The 18,524-nt window shown below is 53.8% G+C and carries 14 protein-coding genes and 2 pseudogenes; 5 read left to right on the top strand and 11 right to left on the bottom strand.

All coding sequences use genetic code 11. The features are described 5' to 3' along the window. Positions 1-293 precede the first annotated feature (293 nt). On the bottom strand, positions 294-1,046 hold the full coding sequence (locus JGC47_RS08505; protein ID WP_004157530.1) for a hypothetical protein: 753 nt from the start codon (positions 1,044-1,046) through the stop codon (positions 294-296). A 565-nt stretch (positions 1,047-1,611) separates the two neighbouring features. Further along, a complete protein-coding gene (gene fabV / locus JGC47_RS08500) occupies positions 1,612-2,811 on the bottom strand; it encodes an enoyl-ACP reductase FabV (RefSeq protein ID WP_004157528.1) in 1,200 nt (399 codons plus the stop codon). 561 nt (positions 2,812-3,372) lie between these two features. On the opposite strand from fabV, the gene JGC47_RS08495 reads away from it, so the two are divergent. Continuing rightward, a complete protein-coding gene (locus tag JGC47_RS08495; RefSeq protein WP_004157525.1) occupies positions 3,373-4,647 on the top strand; it encodes a Glu/Leu/Phe/Val family dehydrogenase in 1,275 nt (424 codons plus the stop codon). Positions 4,648-4,715: 68 nt separating this feature from the next. Here JGC47_RS08495 and JGC47_RS08490 read toward each other — a convergent pair whose 3' ends face one another. The 3 genes from JGC47_RS08490 to JGC47_RS08480 form a co-directional block, all read right to left on the bottom strand. After that, positions 4,716-5,141, bottom strand: coding sequence for a hypothetical protein (locus JGC47_RS08490; RefSeq protein ID WP_004157524.1), 426 nt, complete (start codon positions 5,139-5,141; stop codon positions 4,716-4,718). Positions 5,142-5,190: 49 nt separating this feature from the next. Continuing rightward, positions 5,191-5,637 carry a DUF441 domain-containing protein gene (locus JGC47_RS08485; protein WP_004157523.1) on the bottom strand — a complete coding sequence of 149 codons (447 nt, stop codon included), beginning with the start codon at positions 5,635-5,637 and terminating at the stop codon, positions 5,191-5,193. Positions 5,638-5,727: 90 nt separating this feature from the next. Beyond that, complete coding sequence (locus tag JGC47_RS08480) at positions 5,728-6,360, bottom strand: aspartate/glutamate racemase family protein (RefSeq protein ID WP_004157522.1); 633 nt, start codon at positions 6,358-6,360, stop codon at positions 5,728-5,730. Positions 6,361-6,609: 249 nt separating this feature from the next. Here JGC47_RS08480 and hpxO point away from each other — a divergent pair, with 249 nt between their 5' ends. Beyond that, a complete protein-coding gene (hpxO, locus tag JGC47_RS08475; RefSeq protein WP_004157519.1) occupies positions 6,610-7,767 on the top strand; it encodes an FAD-dependent urate hydroxylase HpxO in 1,158 nt (385 codons plus the stop codon). Positions 7,768-7,818: 51 nt separating this feature from the next. On the opposite strand, the gene dcp is transcribed toward hpxO, so the two are convergent. Together dcp and guaD are read right to left on the bottom strand one after the other, a co-directional pair. Then, the gene (dcp, locus tag JGC47_RS08470; protein ID WP_004157517.1) at positions 7,819-9,954 is read right to left on the bottom strand and encodes a peptidyl-dipeptidase Dcp; all 2,136 of its coding nucleotides are present in this window, start codon (positions 9,952-9,954) and stop codon (positions 7,819-7,821) included. Positions 9,955-10,212: 258 nt separating this feature from the next. Continuing rightward, a pseudogene (gene guaD, locus JGC47_RS08465) lies at positions 10,213-11,528 on the bottom strand (guanine deaminase). 378 nt (positions 11,529-11,906) lie between these two features. Here guaD and ydfG point away from each other — a divergent pair. The 3 genes from ydfG to JGC47_RS08450 all read left to right on the top strand — a co-directional run bounded on the left by ydfG (position 11,907) and on the right by JGC47_RS08450 (position 13,518). Then, positions 11,907-12,656: a bifunctional NADP-dependent 3-hydroxy acid dehydrogenase/3-hydroxypropionate dehydrogenase YdfG gene (ydfG, locus tag JGC47_RS08460; RefSeq protein WP_004157515.1), complete on the top strand. Its 750-nt coding sequence runs from the start codon at positions 11,907-11,909 to the stop codon at positions 12,654-12,656. Positions 12,657-12,825: 169 nt separating this feature from the next. Next, positions 12,826-13,173 (top strand): DUF1283 family protein, encoded by a 348-nt coding sequence (locus tag JGC47_RS08455; protein WP_004157514.1) that lies wholly within the window; start codon positions 12,826-12,828, stop codon positions 13,171-13,173. A 48-nt stretch (positions 13,174-13,221) separates the two neighbouring features. After that, complete coding sequence (locus tag JGC47_RS08450) at positions 13,222-13,518, top strand: DUF1161 domain-containing protein (protein ID WP_004157513.1); 297 nt, start codon at positions 13,222-13,224, stop codon at positions 13,516-13,518. A gap of 43 nt (positions 13,519-13,561) precedes the next feature. On the opposite strand, the gene JGC47_RS08445 is transcribed toward JGC47_RS08450, so the two are convergent. From JGC47_RS08445 to JGC47_RS08430, 4 genes and pseudogenes are all read right to left on the bottom strand, one after another. Next, positions 13,562-15,028: an MDR family MFS transporter gene (locus JGC47_RS08445; RefSeq protein WP_004157512.1), complete on the bottom strand. Its 1,467-nt coding sequence runs from the start codon at positions 15,026-15,028 to the stop codon at positions 13,562-13,564. A gap of 403 nt (positions 15,029-15,431) precedes the next feature. Continuing rightward, a pseudogene (bioD, locus tag JGC47_RS08440) lies at positions 15,432-16,093 on the bottom strand (dethiobiotin synthase). A 119-nt stretch (positions 16,094-16,212) separates the two neighbouring features. Further along, complete coding sequence (gene mlc / locus JGC47_RS08435; RefSeq protein WP_004162288.1) at positions 16,213-17,430, bottom strand: sugar metabolism global transcriptional regulator Mlc; 1,218 nt, start codon at positions 17,428-17,430, stop codon at positions 16,213-16,215. Positions 17,431-17,596: 166 nt separating this feature from the next. Beyond that, entirely contained in the window at positions 17,597-18,496 is a 900-nt protein-coding gene (locus JGC47_RS08430; RefSeq protein WP_013036030.1) for a LysR family transcriptional regulator, read from the bottom strand. Between the last annotated feature and the right edge of the window lie 28 nt (positions 18,497-18,524).

The following is an 18,524-nucleotide window of genomic DNA, read 5'->3' as shown; positions in this document are numbered from 1 at the left end:
TCATTTCGCGGGACAAATAATCGACTGGCGTGCGCTATCATATACAAATGATAATCATTATCAACAAAGACCTGCATAAATTTACACTCAGAGAAGTATTCATTCAACATGGATGCCTGGCGAACTGTTCCCCAGCCCGATATGCCGCGTGACCGCCGTCAGCGACGGGAAGAGCGCCAGGGGTTCGAAGCAGTTAAGAAAATCAGGCAGTGACCCTCCGGGCGGTCTTCTGCCTGACCATGTGAAGGCATTATCCTCACCTGTGTAAGACCAGTTAAAACAGGCCCGAAAGGCTATTTCGATAATCTGTCTTTGATTATTTGATAATGATCGGCTGTTAACTTCTCATAGTTCCAGATGAATAATCCGCCCAAAGCAAAATCCAGCACCTGGTCGATAAAATAATTTAAGCTCCAGTCAGTCAGTCCCCGGCTGGTTAAAGCAAGTATGCACTGCTTATTTCCAGCACCGTGTGACATCGTTCTGTCTAATGCGGGAATGACATTAGCGATGATATCTTGCTTGCTCCACATGGCAGCAGCATAGCAGTAATGTATTAAACGATCGCATTGTCCTGACTGCACCAGGCTCTTAATTTTGTTATTTAAAACAGCACCTGAATTTGTTTGAGGATGATTGTAGGAATAACCAGAAATAAAACCAAAGCTGGTCTCTTTCTGGCATTTTTTAAGTTGTGCCATAGCTTCTATAACCAGGTTGATGTTCATGTTGCATTCATCGTCAAAATCCACACCATCCCAGGCCATATTCAATGTGGCTTCAACTATCCTCGAAACTTCCTCCATATTTGCAGGTTTGCCTGCCGGCGAACATCCGCCTCCACCATATACCCAAAGAGTTTTTCCGTTGAAGTCGGGGCTGCCAGCCGGTTTATGACTCTTTTCCGGGCTCCAGCCGGGGTTAGTGGACGAACCCGTTGTTAACCCCTGCAGGTTAGTGACCATGCCATACATCATTATATCAAATCCCCGAAGGGGTTCATGAGCCAGCGACTGACTCCAGCCACCAATAATAAATTTACTCATAGCAGACTCCTGTTATTTAAAATTTTGGGTATGTGTCATTTATATTCATCGGCCAGCGCTTAAACATACGCAGCCGTTTACAACTTCATCTCCGCGTTCACAGGAACAAAATACAGTGCAAGGTTTCAAGAAAAAAAATGAAAATTCATCGCAATGCTTTGCGACTGGTATGTGATAACCACGCCGTTTCATCCTCGCAATAATGGCATACTACAATGATGAGAGGCAGAAAATTGACTTGTTCTATCGAACTCACAACAGAATCAATCATCAGTTGATGGTGCCGAATGGCTATTTAAAATCAGCTCGTAAACAATAATCATCACAGCCGCCAGGCAGAGAAAATGACTCACCTGTAAAGCAATGCTATACAATGTGTTGAGCTAATGAATATGTTAGTCACGGGTTATCGCGTAGATTAGGAATCAGGATCCGCGAGATCGCTTCACGTACACCCAGCCATTATATATCAGACAGGGCTGTTGGGCTGTTGGTCATTTTTTTAGTCTGCTTCGCATATAAAAAAGGGGCAGCCAACGGCCGCCCCTGCATATTTGGCAGAAAATTACATCTGCACCAGATTTTTGATTTTCACATCCGGATCCACATCCGCTTCATAGTCCACGCCTTCCAGACCGAAGCCAAACAGATGCATAAACTCGGTTTTATAACCAACAAAGTCGGTCAGCTGATTCAGGTTCTCATTGCTCACGGTCGGCCACAATGCAGACACTTCTTCCTGAACTTCTGGCTGTAATTCTTTGTAGTCCGCACGCAGGCGACCGGTTTCATCAATAATCGGCGCGGCGTTGTACAGGCTGTCTTTGAACAAACCGTACACCTGCTCAATACAGCCCTCGTGGGTACCTTTCTCTTTCATTACCTTGAACAAAAGGGAAAGATAGAGTGGCATTACCGGGATCGCCGAGCTTGCCTGAGTGACGACCGCTTTCAGCACCGAAACGCGGGCGTCGCCGTTGCCGTGTGCGGCCAGGGTGTTTCGAATGGCCAGAACGCGCTTATCCAGATCCTTTTTCGCTTCACCGATTGAGCCGTTCCAGTATATATCGTGCGTTATCTTCTCACCCAGATAGGTGAAAGCGGTGGTCTTGGCCCCTTCTGCCAGCACGCCGGCTTCCAGTAATGCGTCAATCCACATCTGCCAGTCTTCACCGCCCATTACCGCTACGGTGCCGTCGATCTCTTCCTGTGAAGCGGGTTCCAGCGAGACGTCAGTAATGGTTTCTTTATCAGTATTCAGACCGCGCGTGGTCAGCGACTTGCCAATCGGCTTCAGCGCGGAGTTGAACACCTCTCCGGTTTTCGGATGGGTGCGGCGCGGGGCAGCCAGGCTGTAAACGACCAGGTCAACCTGGCCGAGATCCTGTTTGATCAGTTCAATAGTCTTCTGCTTAACCGCATCGGAATAAGCGTCGCCGTTGATACTTTTCGCATACAGCCCTTTCGCCGTTGCCAGCTCTTCAAATGCAGCAGAATTATACCAGCCAGCGGTGGCCGGCTTGTTCGCTTCGCCCGGGCGCTCGAAGAACACGCCCAGCGTATCTGAAGCGCAACCAAATGCGGCAGAGATACGGGCAGCCAGTCCGTAACCCGTAGAGGCACCAATCACCAGCACTTTTTTCGGGCCGGAGGTAATCGCGCCCTGAGCGGTGACGTAGTCAATCTGTTTTTCTACGTTAGCTTTACAACCCGCCGGATGGGCAGTAACACAGATGAAGCCACGGATGCGTGGTTTAATAATCATGTCGACCTCAATGATGAAACTTTTTTCATGAACTTAGTGACTCAATACGGCCGCTAGAATACCGCTTATGCCGGTTCAGGCAAAGTACGGAAATGCGCTAATCGCTTTCCAGCCACTTTTTTCGGCATCCAGTGGAAAATAATGCTTAACGTTACAACGGATCTGGCTTTGGCCATTCTTCCTGATTAAGTAGTGCGATGCCGTTCAGTGTCGGCAGTCAGGCGCCTGGCTGTAAAGTATGATCGGATTCAAATTTCAGGAAATTATAAGACACAGCAACTTATGCAATATTACTGCATAATTATCCACCAGGCATCCTTCTGTTTACCCTATATCCACTATAAAAACCGTTTGTTATGCAGTTGATCGTGCTGACAACCTCTTAAAATCTAAGATTTTCACAATCATTTAAAAAGATGGAAACTTTTTTTTGATGTTAAATTAGCTGCAACTCAGTGAAATGCGCTGAGCCATCGACGGCAAAACAGTATTTATAACTAAGCGCCACCCGTCAGGCCACCTCTCGCCAACGGACAGGCGCTAACTGAATAAAGGTTTGTAATGGAAAAGCTTTCTTACGTTTCTGATGGCAGCAAAACGGCTTGGTCAACCTATCTGCAACAGATCGATCGCGTTGCACCACATCTTGGAGATTTATCACGTTGGATTGATACCCTGCGTCATCCTAAACGTGCGCTCATTGTTGATATCCCACTGCAAATGGACGATGGCTCCATTCGTCACTTTGAAGGTTTCCGTGTTCAGCACAATTTGTCGCGAGGCCCGGGAAAAGGAGGTGTTCGCTACCACCCCAACGTCGATCTCAATGAAGTGATGGCGCTTTCTGCGTGGATGACGATCAAATGTGCGGCAGTTAATCTGCCCTACGGCGGAGCGAAAGGCGGTATTCGCGTCGACCCTTTCAGCCTGTCTGAAGGTGAACTTGAGCGCCTGACGCGCCGCTATACCAGCGAAATTGGCCTGATTATCGGCCCGCAAAAAGATATCCCTGCACCGGACGTTGGTACCAATGCCAAAGTGATGGCATGGATGATGGATACCTACTCGATGAACCACGGCACCACTGTCACCGGCGTGGTTACCGGCAAGCCGATACACCTCGGCGGTTCATTGGGGCGTGAAAAGGCGACCGGGCGCGGCGTATTCATTACCGGCCGGGAAGTGGCACGCCGCAACGGGATTGAGATTGAAGGCGCGACGGTCGCGGTACAAGGCTTCGGTAACGTCGGCAGCGAAGCGGCTCGCCTGTTTTGTGCTGCCGGAGCGCGGGTGATTGCCATTCAGGATCACAGCGCCACGCTGTTCAACCCTAACGGCATCGATCTGGTTGCATTGGGTGAATGGCAGAGCGCCCATAAGAAGATTGCTGGTTTCAGCGGCGCGCGTGAGATTGATCACCAGGCGTTCTGGGCTGTAGAAATGGACATTCTGATCCCGGCGGCGCTGGAAGGCCAGATTACTCCGCAGCGCGCGGAAAAGCTGCACTGCCGTCTGGTGTTGGAAGGGGCTAACGGCCCTACCTTCCCTGAAGCTGACGACGTGCTCACCTCACGCGGCGTCATTGTCGTCCCCGACGTGATCTGTAATGCGGGTGGCGTCACCGTTAGCTACTTCGAATGGGTACAGGATATGGCCAGCTTCTTCTGGAGCGAAGACGAGATTAACGAGCGCATGGATAAAATAATGACCGAGGCGATGATTCACGTCTGGGATAAGGCGCGCGAGAAAAGCTGCAGTCTGCGCACTGCCGCCTATATCGTGGCCTGCGAACGCATTCTGATGGCCCGCCAGGATCGTGGGATATACCCGGGTTGACAGCACAAGGGACGGTTTGCTCCGTCCCATTTTCTGGCGTGAGAGGGCTTATGCCGCTATCTGTTGCGCTACGCCCCTGTGCTTTCCGCTTCGGCTTGCGCCTGCTGATAACGCTGCTTAAAGGCATCGTTTTTCTCAACCAGTCCCAGCGCAGCCTCGATCAGCTCATTCTGTACCAGTGTGGTTGCCCCACCGCTGGTCTTCCAGTGGATGTACATCACGCACAGCGCAGCGACCTGAAGCTGCTCACCTTCCTGCTGCGTGCCGTCAAATTGATACTCTGACGCTGACCAGTGGTAAATTGCCCCGACAAACGGCATCTCCCCGCTTTCATCAAGTTCCGGCAGCGTTGCGAACAGCGCCTGCATCTCTGGCGTGGCAACATAGTTCTGGCGGCCGATGGCATCCAGTTGACGCCCGTGGGCGCGGGCTTTATTAACCTGCTTCGCTTTCGCTTTGGCGCGTTTTTGACGTTTATCCTGTTTGCTGCTCACACGGTTTCTCAGTTACTGGTATATCAGGGGGACAGATTACCATAGTTCGCTAGCCTTTCCCGAGCATCAGTGATAGCAGGCCGGCAGCGATCAGCGGGCCTACCGGTACGCCCCTGAACAGCGACACGCCGATAATCGTACCAATCAGCAGACCACCCACTACCGTTGGCTGGCTGCTCATCAACGTGATTCCGCGCCCGCCGAGCCAGGAAACAAACATCCCCACGGCTATCGCCAGCAGCGATTTCCAGTGCAGGAAAGAGTGCATTAACGTCGATGATGGCAGTGTTCCACTGGCAATGGGAGCCATGACGCCAACGGTGAGGATGATGATCCCTACCGTTACGCCCTGCTTTTCAATCCAGGGGAAGGTGTGCTGTAACGGCGTCATGCGGATAACGACCAGCACCAACAGAGCGATGGTGACCGTGACGTTGTGGCTGAAATAGCTTAAAGCGGCAAGGAACAACAGAATGGCCAGCGTTAAATCAAACATTTCGCACCCCGAATACAAACAGATAACTTCTTTATAGAACAGGCATAACCATTTTTGCCACTCAATCTGCTTATTTCCACCCCGACAGAATTATCGAAGCGCTTCAATCGCGGCGCGAAGGCTGACCTGTGGGCCGCTCAGAACCGCCAGCGTGCTGTTGATGCATTTCTCCGCTCCGCTCATCGATGCCTGTGCCAGCACAATGCAGCCCAGCATGCCCTCGGGGCGCTGCAGAATATAGCGGGCTATCTCACGGTGATAGCCCGCTATATCGCCCCGGTTAAACCATGCCCAGGCGCGGGGGATTAACTCAACGTACAGCCGTTCACCGGGAATAAAGGCACGAAACAGCCGGCTGGTGGATTCGAGCGTTGACCGGGCGGTACAAAGTACCAGGATATTGCCGTGATAACGTGCGGCAACCCTGGCCAGCGTTGTATCAATACGCAGTACCGGTTTATTGAATTCAGCCTGCCATACGGCGATCCCTAAAGTGGTACAGGTAACAATCACCGCATCCGCCTGCTGGCACAGCGCCTCTATTGCCTGGCGCGTGGCGGCGACGATCGCCGGCGTTACCGCGCTTTCCGTCTGCGTCTGCGCAAACAGATCGCTCTCTACACGGTGCAATAACTGGATATCGTCTTCATCCAGCGCCCGGAGCGACTGCTCGTAGAGGTCAATGTTGCTTTCGGCTGCATGCAGGCAGGCAATAACGGTCATAATTGATTCTCCTGATGGGTACAGCTTAACTGTGGCAAAAATACCCATTTATGTCAGTCTGATTTTTTTGCCGCGATCAAAAGTTTCATCTTCAATGCGCCAAAACGAGGCAAATCCCTGATATGGTGCCCCCTTTGACGAAATTTTCGTTTCGTTGCCCTTCTCCGGCCGCCAGCAGCGGGACTTTTCGCTAACCACTAAGTGGTATGAAAATTGCTTCTCTCACCCTGGGTCGTACAGGAGAAGCAGATGAAAGCAATGATTATCGGTGCCGGCATCGGCGGAATGTGCACGGCGATTGCCCTGCGTCGTTGTGGCATAGAGAGCGAGGTATTTGAGGCGGTTAAAGAGATCAAACCGGTGGGTGCCGCCATCTCCATCTGGCCAAACGGGGTTAAATGCCTTAATTATCTTGGAATGAAAGAGGCGCTGCGCGCTATTGGCGGCCCGATGGACTACATGGCCTACAAAGATTTCCGCAGTGCAGACTCTCTGACGCAATTCAGTCTCGATCCTTTAGTGCAGCGTTCTGGCGAGCGCCCCTACCCGGTGGCACGAGCCGAACTGCAGGCAATGCTGCTGGACACCTTTGGCCGTCATCGAGTGCAGTTCGGCAAGCGGGTCAGCCGCGTGGAGCAAAACAGTGACGGTGTAACGGCTTTCTTCACTGATGGCAGTCAGGCTCACGGCGATCTGCTGATCGCCTGTGACGGCACGCACTCGGTGGTACGCACAGCGGTGCTGGGCTTTTCTCCTGAACGCCGCTATGCCGGCTACGTCAACTGGAACGGACTGATTGAGATCGACCCGTTGCTGGCTCCGGCTAATCAATGGACAACCTTCGTTGGCGAAGGAAAACGCGTGTCGCTGATGCCGGTGTCCGGTAATCGCTTCTATTTCTTCTTTGACGTTCCGCTGCCGAAAGGCCTGGCAGAAGATCGCAGCTCGATCCGTGCCGATTTAAGCCGCTACTTTGCTGGCTGGGCCACCCCGGTGCAACGGCTGATTGCGCAGCTGGATCCGAACATCACCAACCGCGTGGAAATTCACGATATTGAGCCTTTTTCCACGCTGGTAAAGGGCCGCATAGCATTACTGGGCGATGCCGCCCACAGTACCACGCCGGATATTGGCCAGGGCGGCTGCGCGGCAATGGAGGATGCGATAGTGCTGGCGATGGCGTTGCAAAGCAATTCGCTGGGCATTGAGGATGCTCTACGGCGTTATCAGTCTGCACGCGCCGGCCGGGTTAAGGAACTGGTGCTGAAAGCACGCAAACGCTGTGATGTTACCCATGCTAAAAATGCGGCGCTGACCGCCGAATGGTACGCCGGGCTGAAGCAGGAAAGTGGAGATCGCATTATCGGCGGGATGTGTGAAACCATTCAGGGCGGCCCGCTGCCCTGAATGGTTACAGCCCCTTCTCAGGGGCTGTAACTTAGCCTGGCACCATCAGGCTTACTCAAGTCCCCGGTCAGACAACATGGAATCGATCTCCGCGTCGCGACCGCGCCAGTCGCGATAAAGCTGTTTGAGATCTTCGCTGTTACCGCGTGACAGCACTTTGTCACGGAAAAGCTGACCGTTCTCACGCGTCAAGCCCCCATGCTCATCAAACCAGGCAAAACCGTCATCGGCGAGCATCTGCGTCCACAGATAAGCGTAATAACTGGCAGCATAGCCGCTGCCCCAGATATGCTGGAAGTAGCTGGTTCGATAGCGCGGCGGTACCGCTGGCAGACTGATCTTCTCCTGCTGCAACGCAGCCTGTTCGAAGTTATCGACCTGTGGTAAAGGCTGCCCGGCACTGAGGGCATGCCAGTGCTGATCGAGCAATGCGGCGGCCAGCAGTTCGCTCATCTCGTAACCTTTGTTGAATTTGCTGGCGCGCAACATTTTGTCCCGCAGCGCAGTGGGCATCTGCTCTCCAGTCTGATAATGACGGGCAAAGTGGCTGAACACTTGCGGGTCACTGGCCCAGTGCTCGTTAAACTGTGACGGGAATTCAACAAAGTCACGCGGGGTGGCAGTACCGGACAGCCTCGGGTAGCGCTGGTCGGCGAACATCCCGTTCAGCGCATGACCGAACTCGTGGAACATTGTGATGACATCATCCCAGGACAGCAGTGCAGGCTGGCCGGCCGCGGGTTTGCTGAAGTTGGCGACGTTATAAATGACCGGCTTAGTGTTCAGCAGCGCAGACTGGTCAACGAAGTTGCCCATCCACGCCCCGCCGCCTTTGTTGTCGCGCTTAAACCAGTCAGCGTAGAACAGCGCCAGCGGAGTGCCGTCTTTATCAAACACCTCATAGACCTTGACGTCCGGCTGATATACCGGCAGATCGGGCCGCGGTTTAAAGGTGATGCCGTACAGCCGCGTCGCGGCATAAAAAACGCCGTTCTCCAGCACGCTGTTCAACTCGAAATAGGGTTTAATCTCTGATTCATCGAGATTATATTGCGCACGCCGTACCTGTTCGGCATAAAACTGCCAGTCCCACGGGGCAACGGCAAAACCGCCTTTCTGCCGATCAATCACCGCCTGGATATCGGCCCCTTCACGCTGAGCGCGTGCTGTGGCAGCCGGAACAATTTTGCGCATAAATTCCAGCGCCGCCTGTGGCGTTTTTGCCATCTGATCCTGCAGTTTCCAGGCCGCATAGCTGTCAAAGCCCAGCAATTTGGCCTGCTGCGACCGCACCTGCGCGAGGCGCAAAATCACCTCACGCGTATCGTTGCCGTCTGATTTCTCTGCGCGCGTCCAGCTGGCGTCATACAGCTTCTTGCGCGCTGCGCGATCGCTTAACGCCTGCAAATCGGGCTGTTGCGTGGTGTTCTGCAACGTCAGCAACCACTGGTTTTTCAGTCCCCTGGCCTGGGCCGCGTCTGCGGCTGCGGCCAGTTCCTCCTGACTTAGCCCGGCCAGCTGCTGCGGGTTGTTGAACAGCGCGCCGCCGGCTTTGGTCGCCGCCAGTAAGCGATTGCTGAAGCGGGTGCTCAGCGTTGCGGACTCCTGGTTGAGCGCTTTCAGTTGTTTCTTATCTGCGTCATTGAGTCGCGCGCCGGCCAGCCCGAACGCTTGCCAGGTGACCTCTACCAGACGCAGCGACTCGGCGTCCAGTTTTAGCTGCTGACGTTGCTGATAGACTGCATCCAGCCGGGCAAAGAGTTTGCCGTTGAGCATCATATCGTCATCCAGCGCCGCCAGTATCGGCGACATCTCTTCGTCCAGCGCCTGCAGCTCATCGCTGGTGTTACTGGCCGTCATCGCGCTGAAAACATTGCTCACACGCTGTAGCTTCTGACCGCTTTGCTCCAGTGCCTGGTAAGTGTTGGCGAAGTCCGGCGGGGCCGGATTATTGGCTATACGTTCAATTTCAGCGCGTTTATCAGCGATGGCCGCGACAAGCGCCGGGCGGTAATCGGCGTTTTTTATCTTGTCGAATGGCGGAGCCTGGAACGGCAGTGAACTGGCCTGACTGAAGGGATTCAACTGCATCTGGCGGCTCTCCTGTTTTGATTCTGCCGCCTGTGCGACTTGAACGCTGGTGGTCAGTGCCATACCGATGGCCAGGACTAACGGTGTTATCCTCATTTTTACTCTGCTCTCCTTTCATCTGGTTACAAATATTTCAGCATAAGTGTTAAAGAGGGTAAAATCATTAACAATATTGATATGTTAGGTAAATGTCTTCTGATACCACTTGCACCGAGGCCATAAGCTTGCTTTTCCGCCCGGCAGATTTGTCGGTAGCGCATTAAGCTTAACGGTTGACCATGCTTAGCGAGCTGGAATAAGTGACAGGGTAACGATTAGTCATACGGGTTATGCAGCCGCGAGGTGAAAACGCGATTATGCCGCGCGCTGCCACACGCAGCGGCCATTCACCCAGGTAGCGGCGATGTTACGGTCGTCGCCCAGCGTCATCAGCACAAACAGTTTTTCCCAAATATCGCGGCTGTTGGCGAAACGCATCTGCTGTAATGCGCTGACTTGCGGATCCAACACCACGAAATCCGCCTCTTTGCCACGGGTAAAATTGCCTATGTAGCGGTCGAGATCTAACGCCCGCGCGCCGCCAAGCGTTGCGTGATAGAAAGCTTCACAGGCGGCCAGCTTATACCCGCGCAGCTGGCCAACTTTGTAGGCTTCCCCCATGGTTTGCAACATGCTAAAGCTGGTGCCGGCACCGACATCAGTCCCCAGTCCCAGCTTTACCCCCGCTGCCAGCAGCGCTGAAGATCAAATAAACCGCTGCCGAGGAACAGGTTTGATGTCGGGCAAAAGGCGACCGCCGACGCGGTATCGTGCAGGCACTGCCATTCTCTGTCTTGCAGATGCAGGCAATGGGCAAACAGGCTGCGTTTGCCGGTGAGCTGATAATCATGGTAGACGGCCAGATAGCCGTCATGCTGCGGGAAAAGCGCTTTAACCCATTCAATCTCCTGAGGATTTTCACTCAGATGGGTATGCAGCCAGACATCGGGGTACTCACTGCGCAACTGCTGCACTTTTTCCAGCAGCTGTGGCGAAGAGGTTGGCGCAAAGCGTGGCGTCAGCGCATAGTTCAGCCGCCCTTTATGATGCCAGCGTTCTATCAGATCCCGCGTTTGCTGGTAACTCTGCTCCGGGGTTTCAGTCAGTTCTTCCGGTGCATTGCGATCCATCATCACCTTGCCGGCAATCAGCCGCATCTCCAGTTTTGCTGCCGCAGCAAACAGTGCGTCAACCGACTGCGGATGTACGGTGCCAAATACCAGCGCGGTAGTGGTGCCGTTGCTGAGCAGCTGTTCCAGGAAGAATGCGGACATTTTTGCCGAATGCTGTGCACAGCGGTACTTCTCCTCCACCGGGAAGGTATATCGGTTAAGCCATTCCAGGAGTTGCTCGCCGAAAGCAGCAATCATCTCGGTTTGCGGATAGTGAATATGGCAGTCAATAAAGCCGGGGACAATTAGCCGGCCGCGAAAATCGAGGATGTTCTCGCCCGGCCGTAACAGCTGCCTGCCCTGATCCCATTCTGAGAGCGAGACAATGTGCCCCTCATCCAGCAGCAGCAGCCCGTCTTCGAGGTAGCGCGCTGCTTCAGGCAACTTTAGCGGGTTATCAACCGTATGGGTGATATCAAAGAAACTGGCACGGATGGCGCACGTATAGCTCACTGACATAACAATTCCTTTACTACAGCCCCGGCAGCCAGGGAAGTGGGATAAATGAGGGATGACTTTGCAATTGTTATGCCAGCAGATATTTCCACACTGAACTGTTTAAATACAGCAGGTTAAATGTGTTACTTCCCGTTCAGCGTCTCAGGTGAGAATTTGAGTGCGCAACCGGTTGCTGGCCAGATAAACTGTTGCAACGCCGTAATGTTCAACCCCGGAGCATATTTTAATTTTGTTATGCACGGTGTTAACGCAATCGTAAAAGCGGCCGCACGCTGGCGGTGCAGTTATTTCGTCTTAACTTAATCATTCGCTTATTATCAGCCGGGCCGATCGAATGGTAAGGTGTTCACATCACAAAATGCATTGAGGAGCACTGAAATGATCGTATTTGTTACCGGCGCGACCGCCGGTTTTGGTCAAAGTATCACCCGCCGTTTTGTCGCCATGGGCCATCAGGTTATTGCCACCGGTCGCCGTCAGGAACGGCTGGACGCCCTGCAGCAGGAGCTGGGCGCCAGCCTGTACCCCCTGGTGCTGGATGTGCGCGATCGCAGCAGCATCGAGGCTGCTCTGACCAGCCTGCCGGCGGAGTGGCGCAACATCGACGTACTGGTGAATAACGCCGGACTGGCTTTGGGGATTGAACCCGCGCAGCACGCCAGCCTGCAAGACTGGGAAGAGATGATCGACACCAACAATAAAGGCCTGGTGTATATGACGCGCGCTATCCTGCCGGGCATGATAGCGCGTAATGTCGGGCACATTATTAATATGGGTTCCATCGCCGGTAGCTGGCCCTATCCGGGTGGTAATGTCTATGGCGCAACCAAAGCATTTGTCCGTCAGTTCAGTTTTAACCTGCGTACTGACCTGCACGGCACCGCGCTGCGCGTCACCGATATCGAACCGGGACTGGCTGGCGGCACCGAGTTTTCCAATATTCGCTTCAAGGGCGACGATGCGCGTGCTGACCATGTCTATCAAGGCGTAAAGCCTTTGACGGCGGAAGATGTTACCGAAGCCGTCTGGTGGGTAGCTACTCTGCCTGAGCACGTCAATATCAATGTCATCGAGATGATGCCGGTCGGACAGAGCCAGGCTGGCCTGCGCGTGCACAAAATTGATTAACAGCATGAGCTGAAATCATGTCATTACGCCAGTCAACCTGATTTCAAATCTCGATTAAGCCTCAACGACGCGGTTGGCTGACTGGTTAGCGCCCTGAAGCTGGTGATATACTCGCCTGCAAGATCCGCGCAGTCATTACGGCTGGCAGCCTACAGAAGGGAACCAAAAAATGAAGACAATGCAACAACGGCTGGCTCAGGCCACGCTACCGCTGGTGGTGCTGGCCGCGCTATTTACCGTGACGCACGGCGCACATGCACAAACCGACCGACTGATCATTGAAAATGGTGATAACTCGTTAAGCAAAGAACAGGCCCGCGAGCAAAAAGAACAGTGGGATGCTACCCATCGCCTGCGTGGCAAGGTCAATAACCGCGTTGAGAAGCAGTTTGATAAAGTTGACCGCGCTTTCGATACCCAGGACAGCTGCGAGAAAAGCCTGAACCTCAACGCGTACTGGGAGCCCAACACACTGCGTTGCCTCGATCGTCGTACCGGCCGTCCCGTCACCCCGTAATTTAATTTACTGCTATAGTGACAGCTCGGTCAGATGCAAAAGGATGAGATGATGAAAGGTTTGAAAGGGGTTTTATCTGTACTGCTGGCTGTCGGTCCACTTGCAGCAACGGCATCGTGCGAGTCAGTGAAAGCTGATATTAACCAGAAAATCATCAGCAATGGCGTACCGGCTTCGGGGTTTAGCCTGGAAATCGTACCGAATGACCAGGTGGATCAGGCGGGCGGTCAGGTCGTAGGCCATTGTGAAAGTGATACTCACAAAATCGTGTATAAGCGCGTGTACGGTGAAACTGACGGTGATGCGTCAGTCGTCACGGGCAATTCACCGGACGGCTCACAATAGCCTTAGCGATAAGGCGCCCCGCAACGGGTCGCATTATCTGCATTTAATTTGCCTGGCGGGCCGGGATCAACCGCGATACCGTCAGGCTCAACAAAGCAATAACCGTCGAGACAACAAAAACCCAATGCAGCGAATGCGCAATTTCATTCAGTATGATCTCCAGACTGGCGGGTGCTATCTGTTGCCGCTCGCTGTGCGACATCACCTGCTGTACCGGATCCTGATACTGCGGCAGGCGTAACAGCAGATTGTAGTTGAGCACGGCTCCCATCAGCGCTGTGCCAAGCGCTGAACCCAACATGCGGCTGAACATTATCGATGCCGTACTGATGCCGCGAATGGCAAAATCTGCCGTATTTTGCACTGCAATCAGGAAGGTCGTGCTGGTCATGCCCATTCCGCAACCAATCACAAACGCAAAAACGCCGGCATGCCAAACAGGGCTTTCACGCTGAAGGGTCAACAGCAGCCCTGTGCCCACGACCAGCAGCAGAGAACCAAGCAACGCGGTGAAACGATATGAGGTGCGCTGCATCAGACGCCCGCTAACGGTACTGGCCAACGGCCAGCCTATTGACATCATTGCCAGAGCGCTGCCCGCCTGTAACGGCGTACCGCCGTTTATTCCCTGAATCCAGGTCGGCAGAAAAGCGCTGATGCCCATCATCGCTGCGCCGATCAGCAGGTTGCCCGCATTACCGGCCAACAGCATGCGGCTGCGCCAGATAGCCAGCGGAAAGAGCGGCGCGCCGGATTGGCGTTCATGCCGAACCAGCACCGCGCCGGTCAACAGTGCCAGCATCAGCAGTCCAGCCACCGCTAACCCGCCAAGCGTTTCCGCCTGCAGCAGCGCCACCAGTAATGCGCTGACGCTCAGCATCAGCAATCCGCTGCCGGTCAGATTAAGTCGATGCGTACCGCCGGATCTTGATTCGGGAAAATAACGCGCTAAAAGCAACATGGAAATTAGCCCTACCGGAACGTTGACCCAGAAGATCAGCGCCCAGTTGAAATGCTGCACCAGCCAGGCCCCGGTCAACGGGCCGACAATCGCCGCAACGCCCCAGACGCTTGACAGCCAGCCCTGGATCCCTGCCCGCTCTTTTGGCGGGTAAACATCGGCGATGATGGTTGAGGTCAGCGGCATAATCGCTCCCGCGCCCAGTCCCTGAATGGCGCGAAAAAGGATCAGCCAACCCATATTAGTGGCAAATCCGCACAGCGCTGAACCGACAAGAAACAACCCGGTGCCGATAAAAAACACCCGCTTTCTACCCCACAAATCAGCCAGCCTGCCATAAATTGGCACGCTGATGGTCTGAGTTAACAGGTAGATGGAAAATACCCAACCGAACTGTGAAAACCCACCCAGTTGCGCAATGATGGTGGGCATCGCCGTTGCCACAATGGTGACTTCGATCGCGGCCATAAACATCGCCAGCATTGAGGCGACCAATACCCAATGGCGATGCGTGACCTGATTATTCATATTTTCCAACTCTTCCAACATTTGTCTCTTTCCGGCGGTGCATCTCGTCAGGATGCATGAAACAGTCCATAGCAATGTTTAGATTGTGCTAAGGGTATTAGTGACAATGTCACAGAAGTATTCTCCGCAAATCCATTGCGGGCTATCGCTGGTTTGCGCGCGTTGCCGACAGTTTAGCCTGGACGTGATTATTTAATGAAGTCATTTAGCACCGGGCTTGTCGTATGAATTACAGCCAGCCGGATGATTGAGACAGGCGAACGGCAGATAAGGAGCAACGCTCGCGCACCGGCCGTAAGCAGAAAAGCTGCATGTGACAACGTCACAGAAGCCATAACGCAATATGATGTTGCTGATTGCCCGCAGCAGCAGGCAACCGGAGAGTTCCCGTTAAGTCCGGCGCGCTCGGCCTTGGCTGCCGCCGTTATGCCAGAGGTGACAGGTCAAGATATTGCGCCAGGTCACGTGTTTCCGGGCGCGGCAGATAAGGCACCTCCCCCAGCAGCGGTGCCGGGATTTTTCCGCGCAGTACGTCAATGATTTCTGCATAGTGCGCCAGGCCCGGGTTAATGCGGTTAGCCACCCAGCCCAACAGCGGCAGGCCATCATTTATCACCGCCTGGGCGGTCAACAGAGCGTGGCTGATACAGCCTGTCTTAATGCCCACAACCAGTACCACCGGCAGCTGCTCCTGCACTGCCCAATCTGATAACGGGCGCAGATCGCTCATCAGACTACGCCATCCTCCCGTGCCTTCAACGATGATACAGTCGGCGTGGTCGTCCAGCGCTTTCAGCCCACCGCTCAATGACTCAAAACTGACCGGCGTCGGGCTGGTGATGAACGCGTCATCCAGCCGCGTTAACGGGTTTATCGCCTGCCAGGGCAAGGTAACGGAAGAAGAGGCCTGCAACACCAACGCATCCTGATTACACGCCCCCCGGCCGTATTCTTGCTGCTTTTAGCCACCGGTTTATAACCGACACTGCGTTGACCTTCAGCGGCCAGCTTTTGCAATAAAGCGCGCGATACCACCGTTTTCCCGACTTCTGTATCTGTTCCAGTGACAAATAATCGTGTTGACATAGAAATGACTCCGGCAGGCCCGGTTTGGGCCGATGGATGTTTTGATGCTCAGTTTGAGGAAAAAGTGTAGGACACTACCGGTGACCGTAGATTGCGCTAGCGCAATGTTTGGTCATCTGTCAGCCTTGCAGCAGTCTGATTAGCAGCGACCCGTTATAGAGCGCATCCTTAACCAGCGCTGCGCCGGACAGGGTGCCGGACTGAACCCATCTTGTGGGTTCTACGCTAAGTTCAGCGCTCAGGGTTGGTAGGGCCTGCTGGCGAATACAGCCAACAATAGCCGGGAACAGAACCGACCGGGCGCGGTTGAGCGGTGAACCGATGAGAATTTTCTGTGGATGGAAGAGATTGACCATGATGGCCAGGATCCGTCCCAGACTGCTGCCCACCCCGACGATAATGTCGCAGGCCAGACGATCTCCGTGCAGTGCCGCATCACACAAATTGTCGATCGTCAGTGGCTGATTATGCAGGACAGAACCCGTCGACGCCGACAGTCGCTGCGCGGCCAGCTTCAATATGTTGTCGATGCCCGCAACCGTCTCAAGGCAACCCCGGTTACCGCAGTAGCAGCGCTGACCACAAGGATCGACCTGAATATGTCCAATCTCGGCCATTGTGTTGCCGCCGCCGTGGAGCAGCTGACCTGTCGTCATCACTGCGGCACCGACATTCTGACCAATCACTACCTGAATGATATCGCTGGCATCGCGCGAGGCACCAAACAGCGATTCTGCCCTGGTCCAGGCACAGATATCATTTTGAATGAAAACAGGAAGCCCGCTGCGTTTCTCCATTTCCGGACCCAGTGGCAGGTTATCTGCCTGATAGAACGGTAAGTGCTGAACAATGCCGGTACGGCTGTTGATGCTGCCCGACAGGGTAAAAGCGATCGCGGTAAGACGTTCGAGTCGATGCTGGTGTAGGATGAAAAACCGCTCAATATGTTGCAGAATGCGCGCCAGCAAAGGTTCTTCTGCCACTGCCGGCAAGGGAAGTTGCTGTTCGGCAACCAATTGGGTGCTCAGATCGCGAAGCGCAATGTCGATCTCGCCATGGCCGATTCGTACCGAAAGGAAGTGCCAGGCCTGACTGTCAAGAACCAGTCCAGTCGCCGGCCGTCCCCGGCTTCCCGCCTCGTGGAATTCGGTTTCCTTCACCAGATGGGCCTGCAGCAGCTCTCGTACGATTTTGGTGATACTGGCCGGGGACAGACTCGCTTTTTTGGACAGATCAATACGCGATACCGGGCCATAGCGGTCGATTAACCGATAGACGATCCCGGCATTCATTTGCTTAATATGATCAATATGTCCGGGCAGGCTATCCGTAATCACATCTGCTCCTTGTTATCACCTTTTGCTGCAAGGTCATTGAAATCTGCCAATATTGGCGGTGACGTTATCGCTATCGGTTCATGGTGAAACACTTCGCAGATGGCGTCAACTGCCTGAATCGGAATGTGATTTACAGCACATAACTTACTTGAAGTGGTCATCTTTTTTACGAATTTGTGCCAGACGGCAGTAATAATTCCTTCATGGCAGCAGCTACCGCAGGCATTTCTCGTTGCCTGGACCACACCAGCCAAACTTCTGAACGCGCATCCTGCTCTTTCAGGGGGATCCACACAACATCATTCAGCCGCACCCGGTGAAATGACGCTGGGAGAATCGAAACGCCCAGCCCGCCTGAAACTAAACCAATAATGGTCATCGCCTCCCCCACTTCCTGGGCAATATCAGGCTGGATATCATACCGTTGCAGCAGCCGGATGATTTCGTCGTAAAGGGCGGTGCCTACGCCCGGGTCGAAGAACACGAATGGCTCCAGCGTCAGTTCACTTAACGCGATCTGCTGTCGGTTTGCCAGGCGGTGCGCACGGTGCACCAGTGCATACATTGGCTCCTGTAGCAGTACCTGATGATGAAAAGTTTCAGGCAGCACGGTGTTGCGCATGACGCCTAAATCAAGTCGCCCATCACTGAGCGGAGCCAGCTGTTGACGCGTGTTTATCTCCTGCATTTCGACATGAACCGCCGGGTAACGCTGACGGAAGGTAAACAGGGCATTTGACACCGCGTTAATCAGCGGAGCGGATGAGGTAAATCCGATACGCAACTCCCCTTCATCCCCGCGATGCAGTCTCGCCGCTTTGTCAGCCGCCTGGCCAACCTGCTGCAGGATGAGGCTGGCATCCTTGTAAAATTGCTCACCGGCCGCAGTTAGCCGCACGCTACGATTGGTGCGGGCGAATAATCGCGCACCTATTTCCTGCTCAAGCAGTTGGATCTGCTGACTAAGCGGCGGTTGTGAGATATTAAGCCGAAGTGCAGCACGACCAAAATGCAGTTCTTCCGCTACGGCGATAAAATAGCGCAGATGACGCAATTCCATATTCATATCTCTTAATTCATATCTCTGAAGTATC

This window comes from Erwinia amylovora (assembly GCF_017161565.1).
In the GTDB taxonomy this organism is placed as follows: domain Bacteria; phylum Pseudomonadota; class Gammaproteobacteria; order Enterobacterales; family Enterobacteriaceae; genus Erwinia; species Erwinia amylovora.
Note: the sequence above shows the minus strand (reverse complement) of the source record. Positions and strands in the feature narration are given on the sequence as shown.

Excerpts from the sequence above, each read along its gene's own strand:
- JGC47_RS08505 (WP_004157530.1), bottom strand. The coding sequence starts at position 1,046 with ATGAGTAAATTTATTATTGGTGGCTGGAGTCAGTCGCTGGCTCATGAA.
- fabV (WP_004157528.1), bottom strand. The coding sequence starts at position 2,811 with ATGATTATTAAACCACGCATCCGTGGCTTCATCTGTGTTACTGCCCAT.
- JGC47_RS08495 (WP_004157525.1), top strand. The coding sequence starts at position 3,373 with ATGGAAAAGCTTTCTTACGTTTCTGATGGCAGCAAAACGGCTTGGTCA.
- JGC47_RS08485 (WP_004157523.1), bottom strand. The coding sequence starts at position 5,637 with ATGTTTGATTTAACGCTGGCCATTCTGTTGTTCCTTGCCGCTTTAAGC.
- JGC47_RS08480 (WP_004157522.1), bottom strand. The coding sequence starts at position 6,360 with ATGACCGTTATTGCCTGCCTGCATGCAGCCGAAAGCAACATTGACCTC.
- hpxO (WP_004157519.1), top strand. The coding sequence starts at position 6,610 with ATGAAAGCAATGATTATCGGTGCCGGCATCGGCGGAATGTGCACGGCG.
- dcp (WP_004157517.1), bottom strand. The coding sequence starts at position 9,954 with ATGAGGATAACACCGTTAGTCCTGGCCATCGGTATGGCACTGACCACC.
- ydfG (WP_004157515.1), top strand. The coding sequence starts at position 11,907 with ATGATCGTATTTGTTACCGGCGCGACCGCCGGTTTTGGTCAAAGTATC.
- JGC47_RS08455 (WP_004157514.1), top strand. The coding sequence starts at position 12,826 with ATGAAGACAATGCAACAACGGCTGGCTCAGGCCACGCTACCGCTGGTG.
- JGC47_RS08450 (WP_004157513.1), top strand. The coding sequence starts at position 13,222 with ATGATGAAAGGTTTGAAAGGGGTTTTATCTGTACTGCTGGCTGTCGGT.
- JGC47_RS08445 (WP_004157512.1), bottom strand. The coding sequence starts at position 15,028 with ATGTTGGAAGAGTTGGAAAATATGAATAATCAGGTCACGCATCGCCAT.
- JGC47_RS08430 (WP_013036030.1), bottom strand. The coding sequence starts at position 18,496 with ATGAATATGGAATTGCGTCATCTGCGCTATTTTATCGCCGTAGCGGAA.